The following is a 15,137-nucleotide window of genomic DNA, read 5'->3' on the forward strand; positions in this document are numbered from 1 at the left end:
CTGCTTTACGGATGGGCTGATGCATCATCCCTTCTGGTTGCCATGTGGAACCGGTGCACTGATTACGATGCTCACGTTCGTCGACGCAGACGAACTACTCGACGCCTTCGCGCTGCCACCGGCCACCGACGCGTAAGCCAAGGCGTCGCGCTTGATGTATTCCATTTGAAACTCCTTTCGGTTAAACAAGTAAATGAACGTGGCCCGCAAGTGAGCCGATCTACCCCTTCCGCGAGGTCGGGGAGCGCACATCTTCACGTCGATCGCATTACTACTGGTAGTACATGGTCATTGTCATTGTCGTGTTGGCCGGACCGGGGGATAACGGACCTGTCCGGTAATAACGTGCGGTCATTGCGACGGTGTGACTCGAAGCGAATGCTCCGTTGAAACTATTCAAGGTAAGGTTCGTTCCAAACGGAATTGCCGCGCCCGCGCCGTCGAATAGCTGAATGCCGACGCCTCCTGCCGAAGGCGTGCCGCTTAGTGCCGCAACATTGCTGAAGCCCGACACCGTCCCATTCGCCGGATCGATCCGGTACTGAACACTATGGATCATGCCCGCCGAAGTGCCCTCCACGGACGTGCCTGCGGGACAGTTGTCAAAGCTCAGATTGAAAGATGCCGACTTGCGCGGTGCGGGTCCCAATGCCGGCAGGTCCGTCAGGGCTAGCGTTCCCATTGGCACCGTTACATCGGGTGTGCGGCATGTCAGAACGGTGATGATCACCGGCGTCATGTTGAAGTCGATCGAACCCGAAGCCGCGTTGTATCCAGGAGGACTTTTCCCGGCGGTCTCCCACGAGAAGGCCCTCGCGATCAATCCGGAAACTGTACCCGGGGTAACGTCACCGATCTTCACGAGGGCCGCTATGAGCTGGCCGCCATTGTCCACCGGGCTACCGACATTGTTTCTCTCGTATCCTAGAACCGGAAAGTCCCACGGGCCGTATTGCGTTTTAGCGGCATAGACTGTTCCTCCAAGTGCGATCCCGATGCCAGGCACATTAGTCGCATAGACCGAAAATTCGACGCCATTGTAGGAGGCTTTATAGCGGGTTGGCGCACCGGCGACGATACCTGCCAGCTCGAAATCGGTGCCGGTGTACCAGCCATCGGACACAGTGCAGGTCCAATAGTTTGGGGTGGCCGCAGACACGGACCATGCACTCAGAAGCGATCCGTCGGGCAGGTCGCGCGCCACGGCTATCGTAGACGGAAAAGAAAGCGTGAATGCGCTGTAGTTGGAATGGCAAGACGCACTGGCCCATGCGGCGGAAGGAATCAATCCGGCCAGCATAAGCCAGGCCGCTGCATGCCGTGCAACGGCACGGACGATTGTGTTTAAACGGTTCATCGAAGTTATGATCTCAAGTGATCTGTCGAGGATCATCGGCAGACTCCATCAGCTATGCTAAGTGAATTAGGCGTGCTGGCCAGCGGCATTTTTGGCAACGCGTAGCGAACCACGCAACGCTGCTCTGGAGCGTCTCCCCATTTGACATTGAGCGTTCCCTCATCGCTCTTGAGTCCGGTGGCAATGATGCGGCTGCCCTGCGCCACGGTGCCCACGGTGTCGTCCTTGCCATCCGAAACTTGCGCGCCGAACGGAAGCGGCTTGCCGCTTGCCTGAAGAACATGCATCAGGGCGGGCTTGCCGGTGTTCTCAGTGTCGAACTCGAGTTTCACCACGGCGCCCGCAGTCGGCGTAGCGCGTTGTACGGTCGACTTGAGTTGCACGTTGAGCGGTAGCCCTTTAGGATCGATCTCGACCTCGTTGTCGGAATAAGGCTGCACGCCGGAGACGATGGCGTGTCCCCATTGATCAACACGAAGACCTGCGCCATTCGCGAGCCTTGCGCCCGCCGCGTCTTTCGCTTCGATGACGGCGACGGTGTCGCTCATGTTTGGCGCGAATGCCGCGCCGCCTTTCCAGGCCACCACGCCACCGGAAATGCCCGCGCCGTATTGCGAGTAGTCGCGTCCCTTGCTTGCGTTGACCGACAGCGAGGAAAATGGCGATACATAGCCTAGATTTCCACCCACGCTGGCGGTATTGCCGCTCGTTCGATCGCCATCACTGAACGACGCATTCATGCCATATGAAAGCGCGCTGTCCGAGCCAAGCGTGCCCGTCACCGATTCCTGAAGGCTGGAGTTGCCGTTGCCGGTGTCGTGCTGAAAGCTGGTCGAAGACTGAGGAGCGTGCGAGCCCCAACCGAGCGGCACCATCGCCGTCAACATGAAGCGGTTATCCCATCGCTTGTTGTCCACCTGGTATTGACGGATGACCGACGCCCCGTAGGTCAGGCGCTTCCAGCTATTGTTGTAGCCGAGCTGAAACTGCGTATCGCGCGATGTCCGGTTCCAGTATGTCGTGAGCGAGCCCACCGCGTAGATGGCGCCAAAGCGTCCGCTATCGCCTAGTCCTTGATTCAGCGTGAACTGCAAGCGCGACTTTTGAGGAGCGGACATCGAACCGAGCTGATGATCGCTGATCAGTTGACGCGTCGTGGCCGCATCTGGCAGGCTCAGAAAACCGCCAGTCGAATATCGATAGGCCGCGATTGCAATGTTGGTGTTGGTCGGCTCGAACATTCGGGCATAGCTTAGGCGAGCGCTCGTCCCATTCCGTGTTCCGAAGCCCTTGAAGCTCGCGCTCGATTCCGTCACGTCGAACCCGAATGCGCCGAATTTTGTATTGAGCGCCACGCCGGCGAGCGCGGAGAAATACATGTCCGCACCGGTGATACCGCCATACAGCGTCACACGGTTACTCATGCCGCGCTGAACCGTGAACTGAGATACGAACGGATGAATTCTCACGGCCGGGTCGCGATACTCGCCAATTGCCGCGCTATAGCGTGTTACACCGGGGCGCAGCGCGTTGACGGCAGCGGCATATGGAATCGAGGAAACGTGGGTCGTACCGTCCGCCTCCGTAACAAGTACCTCCAGATTTCCACCATAGCCCGTGGGGTAGAGATCGTCGATTTCGAACGCACCGGGCGCGACCGTCGTCTCGTAGATCACGTTGCCGTTCTGGCGAATCTGCACTTTCGCATTGCTGCTTGCAATGCCCCGAACGACTGGCGCATAGCCGCGCTGCGACTCGGGAACCATCCGGTCATCCGTGCCTAGCGTCACGCCTCGCACGCCGTAGCTGTCGAACAGCGCGCCGTCGGTGAAGGTGTCGCCTGCAATGAATTGGCTCTTGATGTCCTTGAACGCGCGCTGTACGTAAGTCTCCACGCTTTGATAATGCTGCCCGCCGAGATTCCCGCGCGTAAGGTTTCCCTGATAGCGAAAGCGCCACGGTCCGGCGTTGAGACCGGCGTTGACACCGAGGTATTGCGTGTCGGTTCGGGCGCTTCCCGACTCGCTGTGATAAGCGTTTGCGGAATATTGAAGCAATGCGGCTGGCACGCCATCATCCCAATACTTCGGATCGACATAGCCACGCGCACGTTTGAGCATGACGATCTGCGGCACGCTTACATCGAGTCGCTGTTCACCGCTGTCGAACGTTGCAGTCGCGTTCTGTATCAAGTCGGGAAGTTCGAGGCATTCCCCGCTGTCGTTCTCTAGCCTTGCGGATGCCTCGGACGAGAGCTTCCTCAAGTCCACGCCGGACTTTTCGAGCCATCCGGTCGTGACGCACGGATGCACTGTCCCGGTCCCGGGCGTGGATTCGCGTAGCTCGATATCGAGCTTGCCTTTCCAGACATCGTTCACGTAGAGGTCGGAGCGATAGGTGCCAGGCAATACGCGCTGTCCCTGGTTGAAGCGAGAGATGTCGACTTTCCCGCCGTCGCCCGTGTCGAGAAATTGCTCGTTGAATTCGACCGCTGCAACTTGCGCGGATGCATCCCACGCATGAGCGCTTACACCAATCGCCGCCAATGCCTGTATCGTACAGACACTTATTGGCTTGAGCCTGGGTTGAGGCTCATTGCTTTTATATTTTCTTGCTTTCATTACGGATTCCGAAATTCCATCTCAGAGGCAAGCCTTACGCATGAGACCTGGCCTGCATCAACGCGTCCTGTCTGTATGATTGGCGTTTGGTTCGCTACAAAACCGCATTGCCGTTTGTGTGTCAGCAGCTTCGATATCTCCTGCTCACGGCTGCAAGTCGGCCTCACCCTCTTGTGGTCCGCCGTAATCGTTGATTGCTGTGTAGTGCAACTTCGCGCCTGGACCCAAAATGTCGCTGGTTAGCGCGAAGACTCGGGTCTCACCTGGACCAACCATCCCGCCCTCATCGAACACGGCGGTGCGCGCACCGTCGGTTAGCGTGATTCGATCGAAAGAGACGAAGTACTGGCTGGGATTGAATGCCGCGATCTTGTTGGCGGCGTCGCCAGGCTTTATTTGCCACACGACCTGTCCGGACGCGCTATCAGGTTGACCCTTCAGTGCGCTTGGCCGATAGAAGAACTTGATACGTGAGCGGAACGCAAGTTGTAGCTGATTCGCGTCCGCCTCATCGCCCGTTGGTTTGGGCGGAACCTCCAGCACGTTCAAGTAAAGGATCGATTCCCTATCCGCGGGCAAAGGCTCGCCTGATGACATGATCCGCAAAGTCTGAGACTTGTCCGGATCGATCCGCATGATGGACGGTGTGATGGCGAACGGAACCTCGATGGTGTCCGGCGCGGTGTCCGGATTACCATTGTCGATCCACACCTTCACCAGGCCAGGGAGCTTGCCGTTGTTCGTCAACTTGACCGTGACCTCGGAGTCGCTTTGGTTATAGATGACGCGAGTTCCTGCAATAACCACCGATGCTTCAGCATCGTGCGTGCGCGCGAGCATCACCGTGCCCAGGGTTGCAATCGTGAGGATCTTTATCGCGAGTTTCATTGGCGTTGTGTCTCGTCGTCAAGACGTTGCAGTGAACGGCGGGCCGCGATGACATGACGATCTCCGTGGCCCGCGTGTCGCTTTACTGATAGTCGATGCTATAAACGACAGAAGAGTTGGCCGCACCGGCGGTGGTTACGCCAGTTGCGTAGTACTGAACGTTGTAGCTAAGCGTTGCCGAACCGGACGAGATGTCGGCAGCCTTCGAGTTTTGGAGATCGGTCGAATAGCCCGCCTTGATTCGACTGCCATCCAGGTTCAACAACTGCATCTTGACGTTGCTGGCACCGCCAGCCGTGACGGTCAGTCGGCCGTCGGCGGGATCGACCGAGGTGCCGGCTTCGTAGAAGACCGCTGCCTTGCTGGAGCTCGTCACCGGGGTGCATCCCGTCAAAGCGATCTGATAGGACGTCGTTCCGGCTGTCTCGCCTGCGGCTTTCAGCGTACTGGTCGAGATCGTCGGCAGCTTGACCGTGAAGTCCTTGGCCGAAGTCCCATTGCCGTTGATGGCGCAGGTGGAGGCAGTCAGCGCGCCGTTGAACGTGATGGTTCCGTCAGATGCGAAAGCACTGCCGGTAAACACGGCAAAGACACCCGCGAAAAGCGTTGCGACAACAGATTTCTTCATTTGATAAATTCTCCACGTAACCTGAATTTCTTGCGATATTGGTAGTACTACATAAACTGCCAGTTCGATTCCGAATGGATCGTTGGGTCATCTGGCCAACCCCGGCTCCTCCTCGATGTTATAAAGATTCGCAGTTCCTCTTCGCTCACGCGCCTAGTACGATGCCCATACCGACGCGCACGATGGTGCTATTGCCGCCTGCTGTAGAAACGCCAAGGTTATAGTTCACCGTTCCTTTACGATTCCAGCTTGAAACGCCTATACCGAGCGCCGCCTGACCGCGATAGCTCGCCATGCCTGCATTGAACGTGGTCCGCCCCGGCAAATACGGCGTGGCAATGTTGAGTGCTGAAGCCGCTGCAATACCTCGTCGCGCGGCGCGATCGACATCGTCGATACGACCGTTCACGCCGCCGATGGCGTCGTTGAGTTGTCCAAGGTTGATTGCGTCGGTGCGCGTCGTTGCAGCCCCGACGTTCGTGATCTGGCGCTCGTGGCCCGTGCTGCCGACCGACACCGCGTTATCCCGGTCGGCTAGCGAATTCGCACCTATTGCCACGGCATTTTCGCCGCTTGCCATCGCGGAATCGCCGAGAGCGCTCGCATGTGCGCCAAGGGCGATTGCATCGCTGCCCACCGCTACGGTTGCCGTCTTTTTGGTCGAAGGAGAGCCAATCGATGCCCGCATTGCAGCGGGTGGCCCTTCTGCCAGTTCGGGTCGTTGCGCGGCATGGCTTACATCTACGGCATTCCGAGGCGTTGAGTCAGGCAGCGAGGCAAGACTCGTTATGGGGCTTCTGGCCTCCTCCAAACGTACTGTTGGCTTTCGATCCAGGGAACGACTCACCACATCGCCGAGAACGATTTCCGGTTCATCCGCTCTCAACATGGTGGCGATGAGTCGACTCGCGGGATGGGCTGCGGCCGTGGTGACATTGGCGACGTCTGCCATCAAGGCTGGCGTCATCTGTGGCATCTGCGCAGCGCGCTGCTGTCCCAGTGCGTAAAGCGACGTTTCCGGCGCGTCGTGCCGCGTGTGATCCAAGTGCGCGGCGATGTCATCAACCCGCGCGGTGACCATGTCGCTGCCCGAAACGACTGCGTGGTGATGATGCTTCCATGCACCCGCAGCGTGATGCGCGACGCGCGGTGCAACCCGCCGCGTTCGGTTGGAATGCATCGGTGTCCCAACGCCTTGATGAACTCGCGCGTGGGCGGCGCGCCGCTTAGTAAATCTTTGCACATGGCCCGCAAGCTTGTCCGGTGGCGCGCGTCGTTTTGATGCGTCGTGCGATAAAGGCGTGGACGAACGCACGGTCATGCGTGTGTCGACTACCTTGCCGTAATCGGAGGTTTTATCAAGCCCATTGCTCACGAATGGGGCGGCGAAGAAGACGGCATGTTGAGGCCGCGTATGCATCGTATTAGCCAGCAGCTCGTTGCTTGCCGTCGCATCGGATCTATTCGCAAAGCGTTGCGCGAATGATGAATCGTGCGGCCCGCGGCGCAACTTAACCTTGGGAGAATCGAATAATCGAAGCGGCTCGGATGACTCGACTTGCAACACGCCTGAGCCGATGGCACCTGCCTTCAACGATTTCGAATCGTCCATGCCCACCGACGAATAATCACCGCGCGTCCTGGCTGCTCTTGCGTTTTCGTGACCTGCGTCTCCACTGGCTTGCGCCGAAGCGTACGAAACCGTGCCGCCAATTCCCACGACGAGCAAAGCCTTCGCGGCACCGGCTAGCGCACGCGGATTGAAGAGCCTGACATTACGCACTCTGCCCGTCTTGACGACACCCGCGGCATGCGCTGGTTCGACGTGGATCGATTCGCGGGATGACGTCACTCGTTTTCCTCATTAGATTTTGGTCGACTTCTCGAATGCACGCGGCATCCAACATGAAGGTGATTCACATGACTGAAGCGTACAAATCCCGGACGCGACGAAGGTGATACTCCTTCATTACTTGTGCGTTTTTTGGGCAAGACATGCGAGCGATGTCGTTCGACGGGGACCCCCGGTGTCGGATTCTTTCGCGCGCGTTGAATATTTAGTGCATGGGCAGATCTGCGAAACCTACACTGCCTCTGCAGGGCAATTTCAAGCCATCACGAAATTGGTCGCCGATGCTCTGTGATAGTCAGTCATGTACATCCGTCTATTTACAAGGATATCTAACCATGCAAGCAAATTTCGACAGCCGTGCCTCGTTCTCGATGAACCTGCCGAGGTTTCCGTCCTCTACTACCGGTTTCGAACAGAACTCGTCTTTCTCGAGCAACCGGCCGCTTCAGATGATGTCCATGCCCTACGGTGGCATGTCGCTCAATCAGCCGTTCAACCAGTCTTTCAGTCAGCCCTTCAATCAGCCGGCCATGCCGCGTGCATTCGGTGGCAGCAGCATGTCCAGTTCGAACTTCAGTTATTCGACGCAGCAGATGTCGCGCGGCCCGGACGGATTCAGCCAGTCGGCGACTTCGGCCAGCTACTCGTCGTTCGAGCGTCAGGGTCCTGGCCGGGACATGCAGTACAACAGCATGCTACCGAGCGGCTTTTCGAACCAGATGCGCGGCGACTTTCGTGATTCTTCGCAGCAGATGTCACGCGGCCCGGACGGATTCAGCCGGTCGGCGAGTTCGGCCAATTACTCGTACTTCGAGCGTGAGAGTCCGAGACAGGACATGCAATACAGCAGCATGCAATCAAGCAGCTATCTGAACCGGATGCGTGGGGACGCCTGTGACGGCGCGGCGGGTCAACAAAGCCAATGGTCGGACACGGGCGTACACGACGGCAAATCGTCCATCGACCTTGGTGACTACAAGCTGGACTTCGACAAATCCAAGTCCTCGATCAACCTTACCGATGAGAAGACGGGTAATCAAACCAAGGTCTGGGGCGATCCGCATATCGATCTCAATTCGGGTACACCGAACCAGACGAGCGGGATGTTCAATGGCTCGATCGACTTCAACTTGCCGGATCACACCCGCGTGAGCATCGGCACGACACCGGCTAACGGCAATTCGAACGTATCCTTCGCCGATAACGTGACGGTTACGCAGGGTAATCGGGCATATGTCGTCAAGGGGTTGAGCGAGCAAGACAGCGCCCCGCTCAGCGTGCAGCGCAGTCAGGACGGCTTCGCGCTGGCACAGCAGACTCCGCGCGATGGGATGAACCTCTTCGCGAGCTCAAGCGGCACGGGGTGGATCCGCTATCGATCCGATCACTCGCTGTATGTATGTCCGAGATGAAAGTCGGACTCGCGTTGATCAGCTTGAGCTGACTCTGCGACGGCTGATAGTCGCCCCAAAGCGATTCCTTACCGGTGATGGGTTGTGTATTCGTATCCATGATGACATCCATTTTTCGTTGACCAAGGACATGCCGCCCCGCGTTGCAATGCCCTACTTCGCGGCGGTGAATTCGCGGCATGACCGCGCTGGAGCACGGTGACTCCAATATGAATCGCCGGCATCGCCGTGGGAAATGACTGGGTATTGAAAGCGATGGACACGCGCCGAGCACGAAGCGTCTCTTGCTCTAATTGTTAGGATGGCGGAATTTATCCGTGATAGGATTGAGCTCTTAGGCTATCGAGGCAAAATGGAGCTTGGCGCTGCTCGAATTGATCAAGGTCGCGCTTGCCTAAAGCAAATGCGATTAACGCGTCGATCTTCGTACAACAGGAGCATTGCGTACGAGTCGAGCTGTCGGCGAAAGTCGCAACGGTAGGGCTGTGGCAATGTGGTGCTTAAGGCGCACTGCATCGCGATGCAGTGCGCCTACGTCGATTAGTGTTACCGGCCCTTACCTTTAACTGTCGCCAGATGCCGCATCGCCAGCCGCGGCATCGCCACCCGTGTCAGCCGTTGCCAGGGATGCATTATCGGCCTGCGCAGGCGCGGATGGAGTGTTGCCACCGAGTGCAGGCGTCGCGCCGCCGCCACCTGCGCCACCGCCGCCCGTACCTGCACCTGTACCTGCACCACCGCCTGCGCCTGCGCCACCGCCTGCACCAGCACCACCGCCTGCGCCCAGGTTCTTCATGAGGCCGCCAAGCAAGCTACTCAATGGTTGCGCGAGGCCGCCGAGCAGCGAACTCAAACCACCGAGGGCGGCTTACGTACAGACCGCCGCCGACCTTGGCGCCGTTTCCCTCGTCGCGCGCGCACGCGGCGGCGCGGTGCGTGTGCGCGTCGCCGTGATCGACAGCATGCGGGAGCAACTGAGCGATTTTCTCGACAAGTACTACCGCGGCGTCCGTTTGCGTGCAGGCGAACGGCCCGGCGTGTTCGTCGCGACACTTCCCGCAGCGGACGCCTATCTGCAACCCGAGTCATGGGACTACGCGCGGGTCGACCGGCTCGCGCAAGGACAGGTGGATGGATTAGAGGCGTTGCGCTTCGACGGTCACGAGAACAACAGCGGCCCCGTGCGTGTTCCGCTCGAAGCGCTCGGATTGAATCTGCTGAATTCTCCGCACGCCGCGTGGCTCGCCGACCAGCAAGGAGCCCGATATTTCGCGGGAGCGCATCTGTCGATAGGACGGATCGAGCGAATCGACCCATGCGGCGCATCGGTGATTCGCGATGACGGAAGCATCTATGTCCTGATTGCACAACGCACGAGTTTCGGCAAGTCCTGCTAGCGGCTCACGCCGCCGGACCCGCACCCGACAGCCCCTTACCGGTGCGCTGCCCTTCGCGCGTCGGCGCGCCGCACGAAGGTTCATGGAGTCTGCACGATCCTTTTAGCGCGCCATCACTTATATAGGAAAGCAGAATATGTCGATGCAAGCGGCAAATATCGGTTACACCCCTGCCATGTTCGGTTATGGCATGGGCGGCGCCCAGGGCGGCAGCATGATCGCACCCGACGGCACGCTGTCGCTCGGAAGCGTGGCGGACGCCGTCAAGCGAAACCTGCAACAGCAGGCCCAGTCGATCAATCAATCGGAGCAAGACGCTAGCGCGCAGAGCGCGCAAGGCGGCCAAAACGGTCAAGGAGGGCAAGGCGGAGCCGGAGGCGTGGGCAGCGCCAGCATGCTCGACATGCAGAAGAAGGTCGGCGAGTACACGTCTTCATTGCAACAAGGGACGTCCATCTTGAGCAGCCTGGCGGAAACACACAAATCCGTCGCGCAGAACACGAAGTAAGCCAACGCACACACCGGCGGGGCCTCCAATGCGGGGGCTCCCGCGCGCCGGATTTTCCTGTCCAACCAAGAATATTCACGATGATGCTTTCGCAAGCAGTTGCCATCCAATCTTTTCAGGTCGACGCGACGCCGCCAGCGATCGCCGCCACACCGGCGCAACTGGATGCCGGCACGGGAGGCGAAGGGATCACGCGCCTTGCCGAGCAAGCTCAGTTCGCCTTGCAAGGAGCGGCAGCGCCCCTCGGCGCGTTGCTCGATCCCACCCGCCGACGGCCGCTTACGACAGGCGAGATGCTCACGCTGCAAGCCGCCGTCAGCGATTACTCGGTCACGCTGATTACGCTGTCGCATCTTGCCCAGAGCGTAGGCAGCGCCATCCAATCCATCACTCAGAGAACGTAATGCGTCGCGCGCTCATTCTTCTGCCGCTCGTCCTGCTCGGCGCATGCAAGACCTCGTTATACGAGGGGCTGGACGAGGACCAGGCCAACCGCATCGTCGCGGTCCTCAGTCAACACGGTGTCGAGAGCTCGAAGGAGCGCAACGCCGACAAGACGTGGACCGTATCCGTCGATGAAGACGAAGCCGTCACCGCGACCGAGCTGACCGGCGCGTATGCCTTGCCCCACGCCAGTCATGCCAATCTCGGTGAACTCTTCAGCCGCCAGGGATTGATCTCGAGCCCCGAAGAAGACCACGTGCGCTACGTCTATGGTCTCACCGAAGAATTGGCCGCCACGCTCGAAACGATCGACGGCGTGCTGGTGGCGCGGGTGCATATCGTCGATCCGCAGCGAGATCCGCTACTCGGCCCCCCGATGCTGCCGAGCGCGTCTGTCATGGTGCGATATCGCAGCGACGCGAATCTCGAGCCCATGCGCGAGAAGATCCGCGCGCTCGTCGCCGGCGCGGTGCAGGGGCTCACGCAAGACAAGGTCTACGTGACGCTCGTTCCCGTCATGCCGGTCGTCACGCAAATCGATCTGTGCGCGCAGACGGGCCACTGTCCGCCACCGCTTGCCGATCAGCGCAAGGTCGAGCGTGTCCTCATCGTTCTGACCGTCATGGCGCTGCTGTTGATCCTGGCCGTCTGGGTGTGGGATTCGGGCATTCGCGCATTGCCGCGGATACGCATACCCGGTGTGACGTTTTTCAGGCGGCGGACCCGCCAGGCCGTGCCGGCGAAGCCGAAGCCGGGCGCAGCCGCCAACGACTCCTCCCACTCTCGCGAAGACCGCACATGAAATCCCTACCCATTCTCGACGTCGCAGGCTGGGCGCATCACAGCTGGTGCGGACGAGCCACGCCCGCACGCAGCGAGCGCGCCCGCGCCGCAGCCGCCTTGCATCTTTTCGCGCGCTTTCCGACGCTCGCCGAGGCCGGCGCCAAGCAATTGCCGTGGTTCGCCGCGCCGCTCGCGCGCCCGGCGTGCGGACGACTCTTGCGCCTGTGCGCCGCGCTGGCGTGCGCGCGCTCGCTGCGCCTTCTCGTGAGCGCCGCCGCGCACACGCAGTTCTCGGGCGCGGTGGGCTTGCCGCCGCTCGCGCGGCTCCAGTGCCATCGGCGCGGACAGCAGCCCGACCTGAGGCTCGACTCCCCTGTCGACTTCTTCAACCGGCGCAGCCTGTGCATAGCCGGGATCGCGCTCGCACTGCGGGCGACGAGCGGCCACGCACAACGGCTGTGGATGAAAGTGCGCCTGCCGTGCGAGTACGCCACGGCCGCGGCGCAATGGCGCCTGCCTTTCGTGTCGGCGCGAGCGGCGCTCGAATTGATCGGCGATGCACTGCAACTCCTCGACACAGAGAGGCGGCCATGCTGATCTGGCGAGTTTCCGACTGGCGGGTCGAATCGGACGGCTATATTTGCGCCAACGATCTCGCCTTGCTGCAAGACCTGCCCGCGCTGCAGCGCGTGAATGCCCAACGCGCGAGGCAAGAGGCAGCCGACCTCGCGCAACGCGCCCGGCGTGTCAGACGGCAGGCGCTCGCACGCGGTTTCATCGCGGGCCGCGCGGCGGCGGTGCATGACCTCGCCATGCCGGCCGCCGCGGCCGCCTTTGCGCTTCGTGGCTTGAACGATCGCCTCGTGAAGATCGTCGTCGAGGCCGTACGCGACGTCGTCGGCGACATGCCTGCCGGCGCGATCTTTCCGAATCAACTTCGCCGCAGTCTGCAAGCGGCGCCTGGGCAACGGCCGCTCTCCGTGCGCGTCTCGGCATGCGATTACGAGGAAGCCAGGCAAGCAGTCAGCGCGATGGAAGACGAGCTGGGCCTGACGCTTATCACCGTTCTTGGCGACGCCGATCTGCCGCCGCGTTCGTGCGTGGTCGAAACCGATATCGGCGTAATCGATGGCAGCTTGCGGCAGCAGCTCGCCGCACTCGAACGCGGCATCCGCGATGCGATCGCCGCCGTGCTCGACGAATACACGCGCCTGGACGACCGTCTTCTCAGGCAATTCGATGTCATCGAGCAAGGACTGCGCGACACGCTCGACGTCCTTTCCCGCGATGCCGCGCCGGCCGGCTGGATCGCGTTCAATGCCACGAGCGGGGGCGCCGCGATATGAATCCGTTCGCCGGCCTCGAACGGCTCACACGTGAACAGGCGGAGCGGCAGAACATCGCTGCCTTGCATTTCGGCTCCGACGTGCCAGTGAGCGTAGGCCATCGGCGCTACACGCTCGCGTTCGAGCCGTGTCGCTCGCACTATCCGCTGCGGCTGCACGGCATGGCCTGCGGTCAGCCGCTGGTACTCGATCTGGATGCGCGGGCGCTTATCCCCGAACTTTCGCGCCAGAGTCTGGAAAAGACAGGGAAGCTCGCCTACAAGCTGATTGCCGACGCGTGCGAGGACTGGCTTGGCGCGCTGGAAGGCGCATTCGGCTTCGCGCTCGATGTAACCGGCGTTTCCTATGACGCGTCGCCCGCGCCGGGCGCCTATGGCCTCGCGCTTACGCACGTCCAAAGCGGACGCACGGCGAGCCTGTCATTTCACTGCGAGGCGGTGGATCGCTGGCTGCGGCGCCAGCCTGATCCGCAGTGCAATTCGAGAGCGCTTGCGCGCCAGATCGTCGTCAGCATTCCGGTCTGCGTCGCCGGGCCAACGCTCACGCTCTTGCGTTTGCGGCGCATTCGCGCCGGTGACGCGCTGGTGCTCGACAAGTCAGTTCAATACCTGCGCTTGCCGCTTCGAAACGGCACACAGCGCATTCTCTTGAAAACTCTTGGAGATCAGATCGTGCTAGATCGCCCCATTCTCAACGAAGACAATCAGCCGTCCGAACTGACCAGCGAATTCATTCCGGTCGAAGCCCTCACTTTTCCGTTCGACGCCGTGATCGGCTCGATGCGCCTGTCCTTATACGAACTCAGCCGCTTGCGACAGGGTTCGCTGGTGTCGCTGCAGCTTTCGGTGCGCGAGCGCTCGGTCACGCTGTTGTGCCAGGGATTGCCCTTCGCCAAGGGAGAACTGGTGAACATAGACGATGTGCTGGCCGTGCGGATCACGAGCGTGCTGCAATCCGCCCATCCGGATGTCGCGTCATGATCGGAGCGCAAACCGGGCAACTGCAACTCGTCGGCGTCTTCTTTCTACTGAGCGTGGCGCCGCTCGTCGTCATCATGTGCACCTCGTTCACGAAGTTCAGCATCGTCCTTACGCTGTTGCGCTCCGCGCTCGGAGTGCAGCAAGCGCCCGGCAACCTGGCGATATCCGGTCTCGCGCTCGCGGCAACACTGGTCGTGATGGCGCCTACCCTGCACGCTATCGGCGACGCGCTCTCCCTCGACGAGCGCGTCGAAAGCGGGCAATTGCCGCCCCTCCCGCAGATGATCGACGCCGTTCGTGGACCGCTCGGGGAATTCATGCTGGCGCACTCGCACCCGGCAGAACGTGCGTTCCTGCTCGACGCAGCAAAGCGCACCGATCCCGCTCGCGACGCGCAAGAAAGCGACTTCACGCTGCTCGTTCCGGCGTTTCTGATCAGCGAGATTTCGAGCGGCTTCGAAGCGGGCTTCCTGCTCTATATCGCCTTTCTCGTCATCGATCTGGTGGTCGCGAACGTGCTGACCGCCATGGGCATGATGATGCTCTCGCCGAGCACCGTCTCCATTCCACTCAAGCTCTTCGTGCTGGTGGCCGCCTCCGGCATTCCCAGACTCATGCATGCACTCATTCTCGGTTACGCCAAGTGAATTCGCTTCCTTCCCTTACCTCGCTCGCAACCGACGCGCTGTTGCTCGTGTTCTGGCTTTCGTTGCCAATGCTCGCCGTCGCGACCGCGGTCGGTCTTTTGCTCGGTCTGTTGCAATCGGTCACGCAGATCCAAGATCAGAGTCTGCCGTACGGTGCAAAGATCGTGTGCGTCGGACTCGTGCTGATCGTGACGGCGCCGTGGGCAAACCGGGAAGTCGCGCGTCTTTTGAGCCATATCTTCACGATGATCGCCTCGGGCCGCACGCATTGACC

The 15,137-nt window shown here is 60.5% G+C and carries 17 protein-coding genes; 10 read left to right on the forward strand and 7 right to left on the reverse strand.

Going from position 1 to position 15,137, the window contains the following annotated elements; genetic code table 11:
- Positions 1-24 precede the first annotated feature (24 nt).
- The 6 genes from P9292_RS18070 to P9292_RS18095 form a co-directional block, all read right to left on the reverse strand.
- Positions 25-165, reverse strand: a complete 141-nt coding sequence (locus tag P9292_RS18070; RefSeq protein WP_250466940.1) for a hypothetical protein — start codon at positions 163-165, stop codon at positions 25-27.
- A gap of 106 nt (positions 166-271) precedes the next feature.
- A complete protein-coding gene (locus P9292_RS18075) occupies positions 272-1,393 on the reverse strand; it encodes a fimbrial protein (RefSeq protein WP_309960462.1) in 1,122 nt (373 codons plus the stop codon).
- Positions 1,390-3,903 (reverse strand): fimbria/pilus outer membrane usher protein, encoded by a 2,514-nt coding sequence (locus P9292_RS18080; protein ID WP_309960464.1) that lies wholly within the window; start codon positions 3,901-3,903, stop codon positions 1,390-1,392. The genes P9292_RS18075 and P9292_RS18080 overlap by 4 nt, the downstream gene beginning before the upstream one ends.
- 219 nt (positions 3,904-4,122) lie before the next feature.
- Complete coding sequence (locus tag P9292_RS18085; RefSeq protein ID WP_309960466.1) at positions 4,123-4,866, reverse strand: fimbria/pilus periplasmic chaperone; 744 nt, start codon at positions 4,864-4,866, stop codon at positions 4,123-4,125.
- An 82-nt stretch (positions 4,867-4,948) separates the two neighbouring features.
- Positions 4,949-5,494: a fimbrial protein gene (locus P9292_RS18090; RefSeq protein WP_250510015.1), complete on the reverse strand. Its 546-nt coding sequence runs from the start codon at positions 5,492-5,494 to the stop codon at positions 4,949-4,951.
- A 145-nt stretch (positions 5,495-5,639) separates the two neighbouring features.
- Positions 5,640-6,674, reverse strand: a complete 1,035-nt coding sequence (locus P9292_RS18095; RefSeq protein ID WP_309960468.1) for a YadA-like family protein — start codon at positions 6,672-6,674, stop codon at positions 5,640-5,642.
- A 1,007-nt stretch (positions 6,675-7,681) separates the two neighbouring features.
- Between P9292_RS18095 and P9292_RS18100 the strand changes: the two genes are divergently transcribed.
- A complete protein-coding gene (locus P9292_RS18100) occupies positions 7,682-8,758 on the forward strand; it encodes a DUF1521 domain-containing protein (RefSeq protein ID WP_309960470.1) in 1,077 nt (358 codons plus the stop codon).
- 562 nt (positions 8,759-9,320) lie between these two features.
- On the opposite strand, the gene P9292_RS18105 is transcribed toward P9292_RS18100, so the two are convergent.
- Entirely contained in the window at positions 9,321-9,554 is a 234-nt protein-coding gene (locus tag P9292_RS18105; protein WP_309960473.1) for a hypothetical protein, read from the reverse strand.
- Here P9292_RS18105 and P9292_RS18110 point away from each other — a divergent pair.
- From P9292_RS18110 to sctS, 9 genes are all read left to right on the forward strand, one after another.
- On the forward strand, positions 9,553-10,155 hold the full coding sequence (locus P9292_RS18110) for a hypothetical protein (protein ID WP_309960475.1): 603 nt from the start codon (positions 9,553-9,555) through the stop codon (positions 10,153-10,155). The genes P9292_RS18105 and P9292_RS18110 overlap by 2 nt on opposite strands.
- A 142-nt stretch (positions 10,156-10,297) precedes the next feature.
- On the forward strand, positions 10,298-10,663 hold the full coding sequence (locus tag P9292_RS18115; protein WP_250510010.1) for a hypothetical protein: 366 nt from the start codon (positions 10,298-10,300) through the stop codon (positions 10,661-10,663).
- 80 nt (positions 10,664-10,743) lie between these two features.
- Positions 10,744-11,067: a hypothetical protein gene (locus P9292_RS18120; protein WP_250466923.1), complete on the forward strand. Its 324-nt coding sequence runs from the start codon at positions 10,744-10,746 to the stop codon at positions 11,065-11,067.
- Entirely contained in the window at positions 11,067-11,909 is an 843-nt protein-coding gene (gene sctJ / locus P9292_RS18125) for a type III secretion system inner membrane ring lipoprotein SctJ (RefSeq protein ID WP_250493340.1), read from the forward strand. Before P9292_RS18120 ends, sctJ begins: the two co-directional genes overlap by 1 nt.
- Positions 11,906-12,487 (forward strand): hypothetical protein, encoded by a 582-nt coding sequence (locus P9292_RS18130; protein ID WP_244828245.1) that lies wholly within the window; start codon positions 11,906-11,908, stop codon positions 12,485-12,487. The genes sctJ and P9292_RS18130 overlap by 4 nt, the downstream gene beginning before the upstream one ends.
- Positions 12,481-13,236: a FliH/SctL family protein gene (locus P9292_RS18135; protein WP_309960478.1), complete on the forward strand. Its 756-nt coding sequence runs from the start codon at positions 12,481-12,483 to the stop codon at positions 13,234-13,236. Before P9292_RS18130 ends, P9292_RS18135 begins: the two co-directional genes overlap by 7 nt.
- A complete protein-coding gene (locus P9292_RS18140; RefSeq protein ID WP_309960480.1) occupies positions 13,233-14,216 on the forward strand; it encodes a FliM/FliN family flagellar motor switch protein in 984 nt (327 codons plus the stop codon). Before P9292_RS18135 ends, P9292_RS18140 begins: the two co-directional genes overlap by 4 nt.
- Positions 14,213-14,863: an EscR/YscR/HrcR family type III secretion system export apparatus protein gene (locus tag P9292_RS18145; RefSeq protein ID WP_309960482.1), complete on the forward strand. Its 651-nt coding sequence runs from the start codon at positions 14,213-14,215 to the stop codon at positions 14,861-14,863. Before P9292_RS18140 ends, P9292_RS18145 begins: the two co-directional genes overlap by 4 nt.
- Complete coding sequence (gene sctS, locus P9292_RS18150; protein WP_244828251.1) at positions 14,860-15,135, forward strand: type III secretion system export apparatus subunit SctS; 276 nt, start codon at positions 14,860-14,862, stop codon at positions 15,133-15,135. Before P9292_RS18145 ends, sctS begins: the two co-directional genes overlap by 4 nt.
- The last annotated feature ends 2 nt before the right edge of the window (positions 15,136-15,137 follow it).

It is taken from the genome of Caballeronia sp. LZ001 (genome assembly GCF_031450875.1).
GTDB lineage: Bacteria > Pseudomonadota > Gammaproteobacteria > Burkholderiales > Burkholderiaceae > Caballeronia.

Coding starts and splice junctions, on each gene's coding strand:
- P9292_RS18070 (WP_250466940.1), bottom strand. CDS start 165: ATGGAATACATCAAGCGCGACGCCTTGGCTTACGCGTCGGTGGCCGGT.
- P9292_RS18075 (WP_309960462.1), bottom strand. CDS start 1,393: ATGATCCTCGACAGATCACTTGAGATCATAACTTCGATGAACCGTTTA.
- P9292_RS18085 (WP_309960466.1), bottom strand. CDS start 4,866: ATGAAACTCGCGATAAAGATCCTCACGATTGCAACCCTGGGCACGGTG.
- P9292_RS18090 (WP_250510015.1), bottom strand. CDS start 5,494: ATGAAGAAATCTGTTGTCGCAACGCTTTTCGCGGGTGTCTTTGCCGTG.
- P9292_RS18095 (WP_309960468.1), bottom strand. CDS start 6,674: ATGCATTCCAACCGAACGCGGCGGGTTGCACCGCGCGTCGCGCATCAC.
- P9292_RS18100 (WP_309960470.1), top strand. CDS start 7,682: ATGCAAGCAAATTTCGACAGCCGTGCCTCGTTCTCGATGAACCTGCCG.
- P9292_RS18110 (WP_309960475.1), top strand. CDS start 9,553: ATGAGGCCGCCAAGCAAGCTACTCAATGGTTGCGCGAGGCCGCCGAGC.
- P9292_RS18105 (WP_309960473.1), bottom strand. CDS start 9,554: ATGAAGAACCTGGGCGCAGGCGGTGGTGCTGGTGCAGGCGGTGGCGCA.
- P9292_RS18115 (WP_250510010.1), top strand. CDS start 10,298: ATGCAAGCGGCAAATATCGGTTACACCCCTGCCATGTTCGGTTATGGC.
- P9292_RS18120 (WP_250466923.1), top strand. CDS start 10,744: ATGATGCTTTCGCAAGCAGTTGCCATCCAATCTTTTCAGGTCGACGCG.
- sctJ (WP_250493340.1), top strand. CDS start 11,067: ATGCGTCGCGCGCTCATTCTTCTGCCGCTCGTCCTGCTCGGCGCATGC.
- P9292_RS18130 (WP_244828245.1), top strand. CDS start 11,906: ATGAAATCCCTACCCATTCTCGACGTCGCAGGCTGGGCGCATCACAGC.
- P9292_RS18135 (WP_309960478.1), top strand. CDS start 12,481: ATGCTGATCTGGCGAGTTTCCGACTGGCGGGTCGAATCGGACGGCTAT.
- P9292_RS18140 (WP_309960480.1), top strand. CDS start 13,233: ATGAATCCGTTCGCCGGCCTCGAACGGCTCACACGTGAACAGGCGGAG.
- P9292_RS18145 (WP_309960482.1), top strand. CDS start 14,213: ATGATCGGAGCGCAAACCGGGCAACTGCAACTCGTCGGCGTCTTCTTT.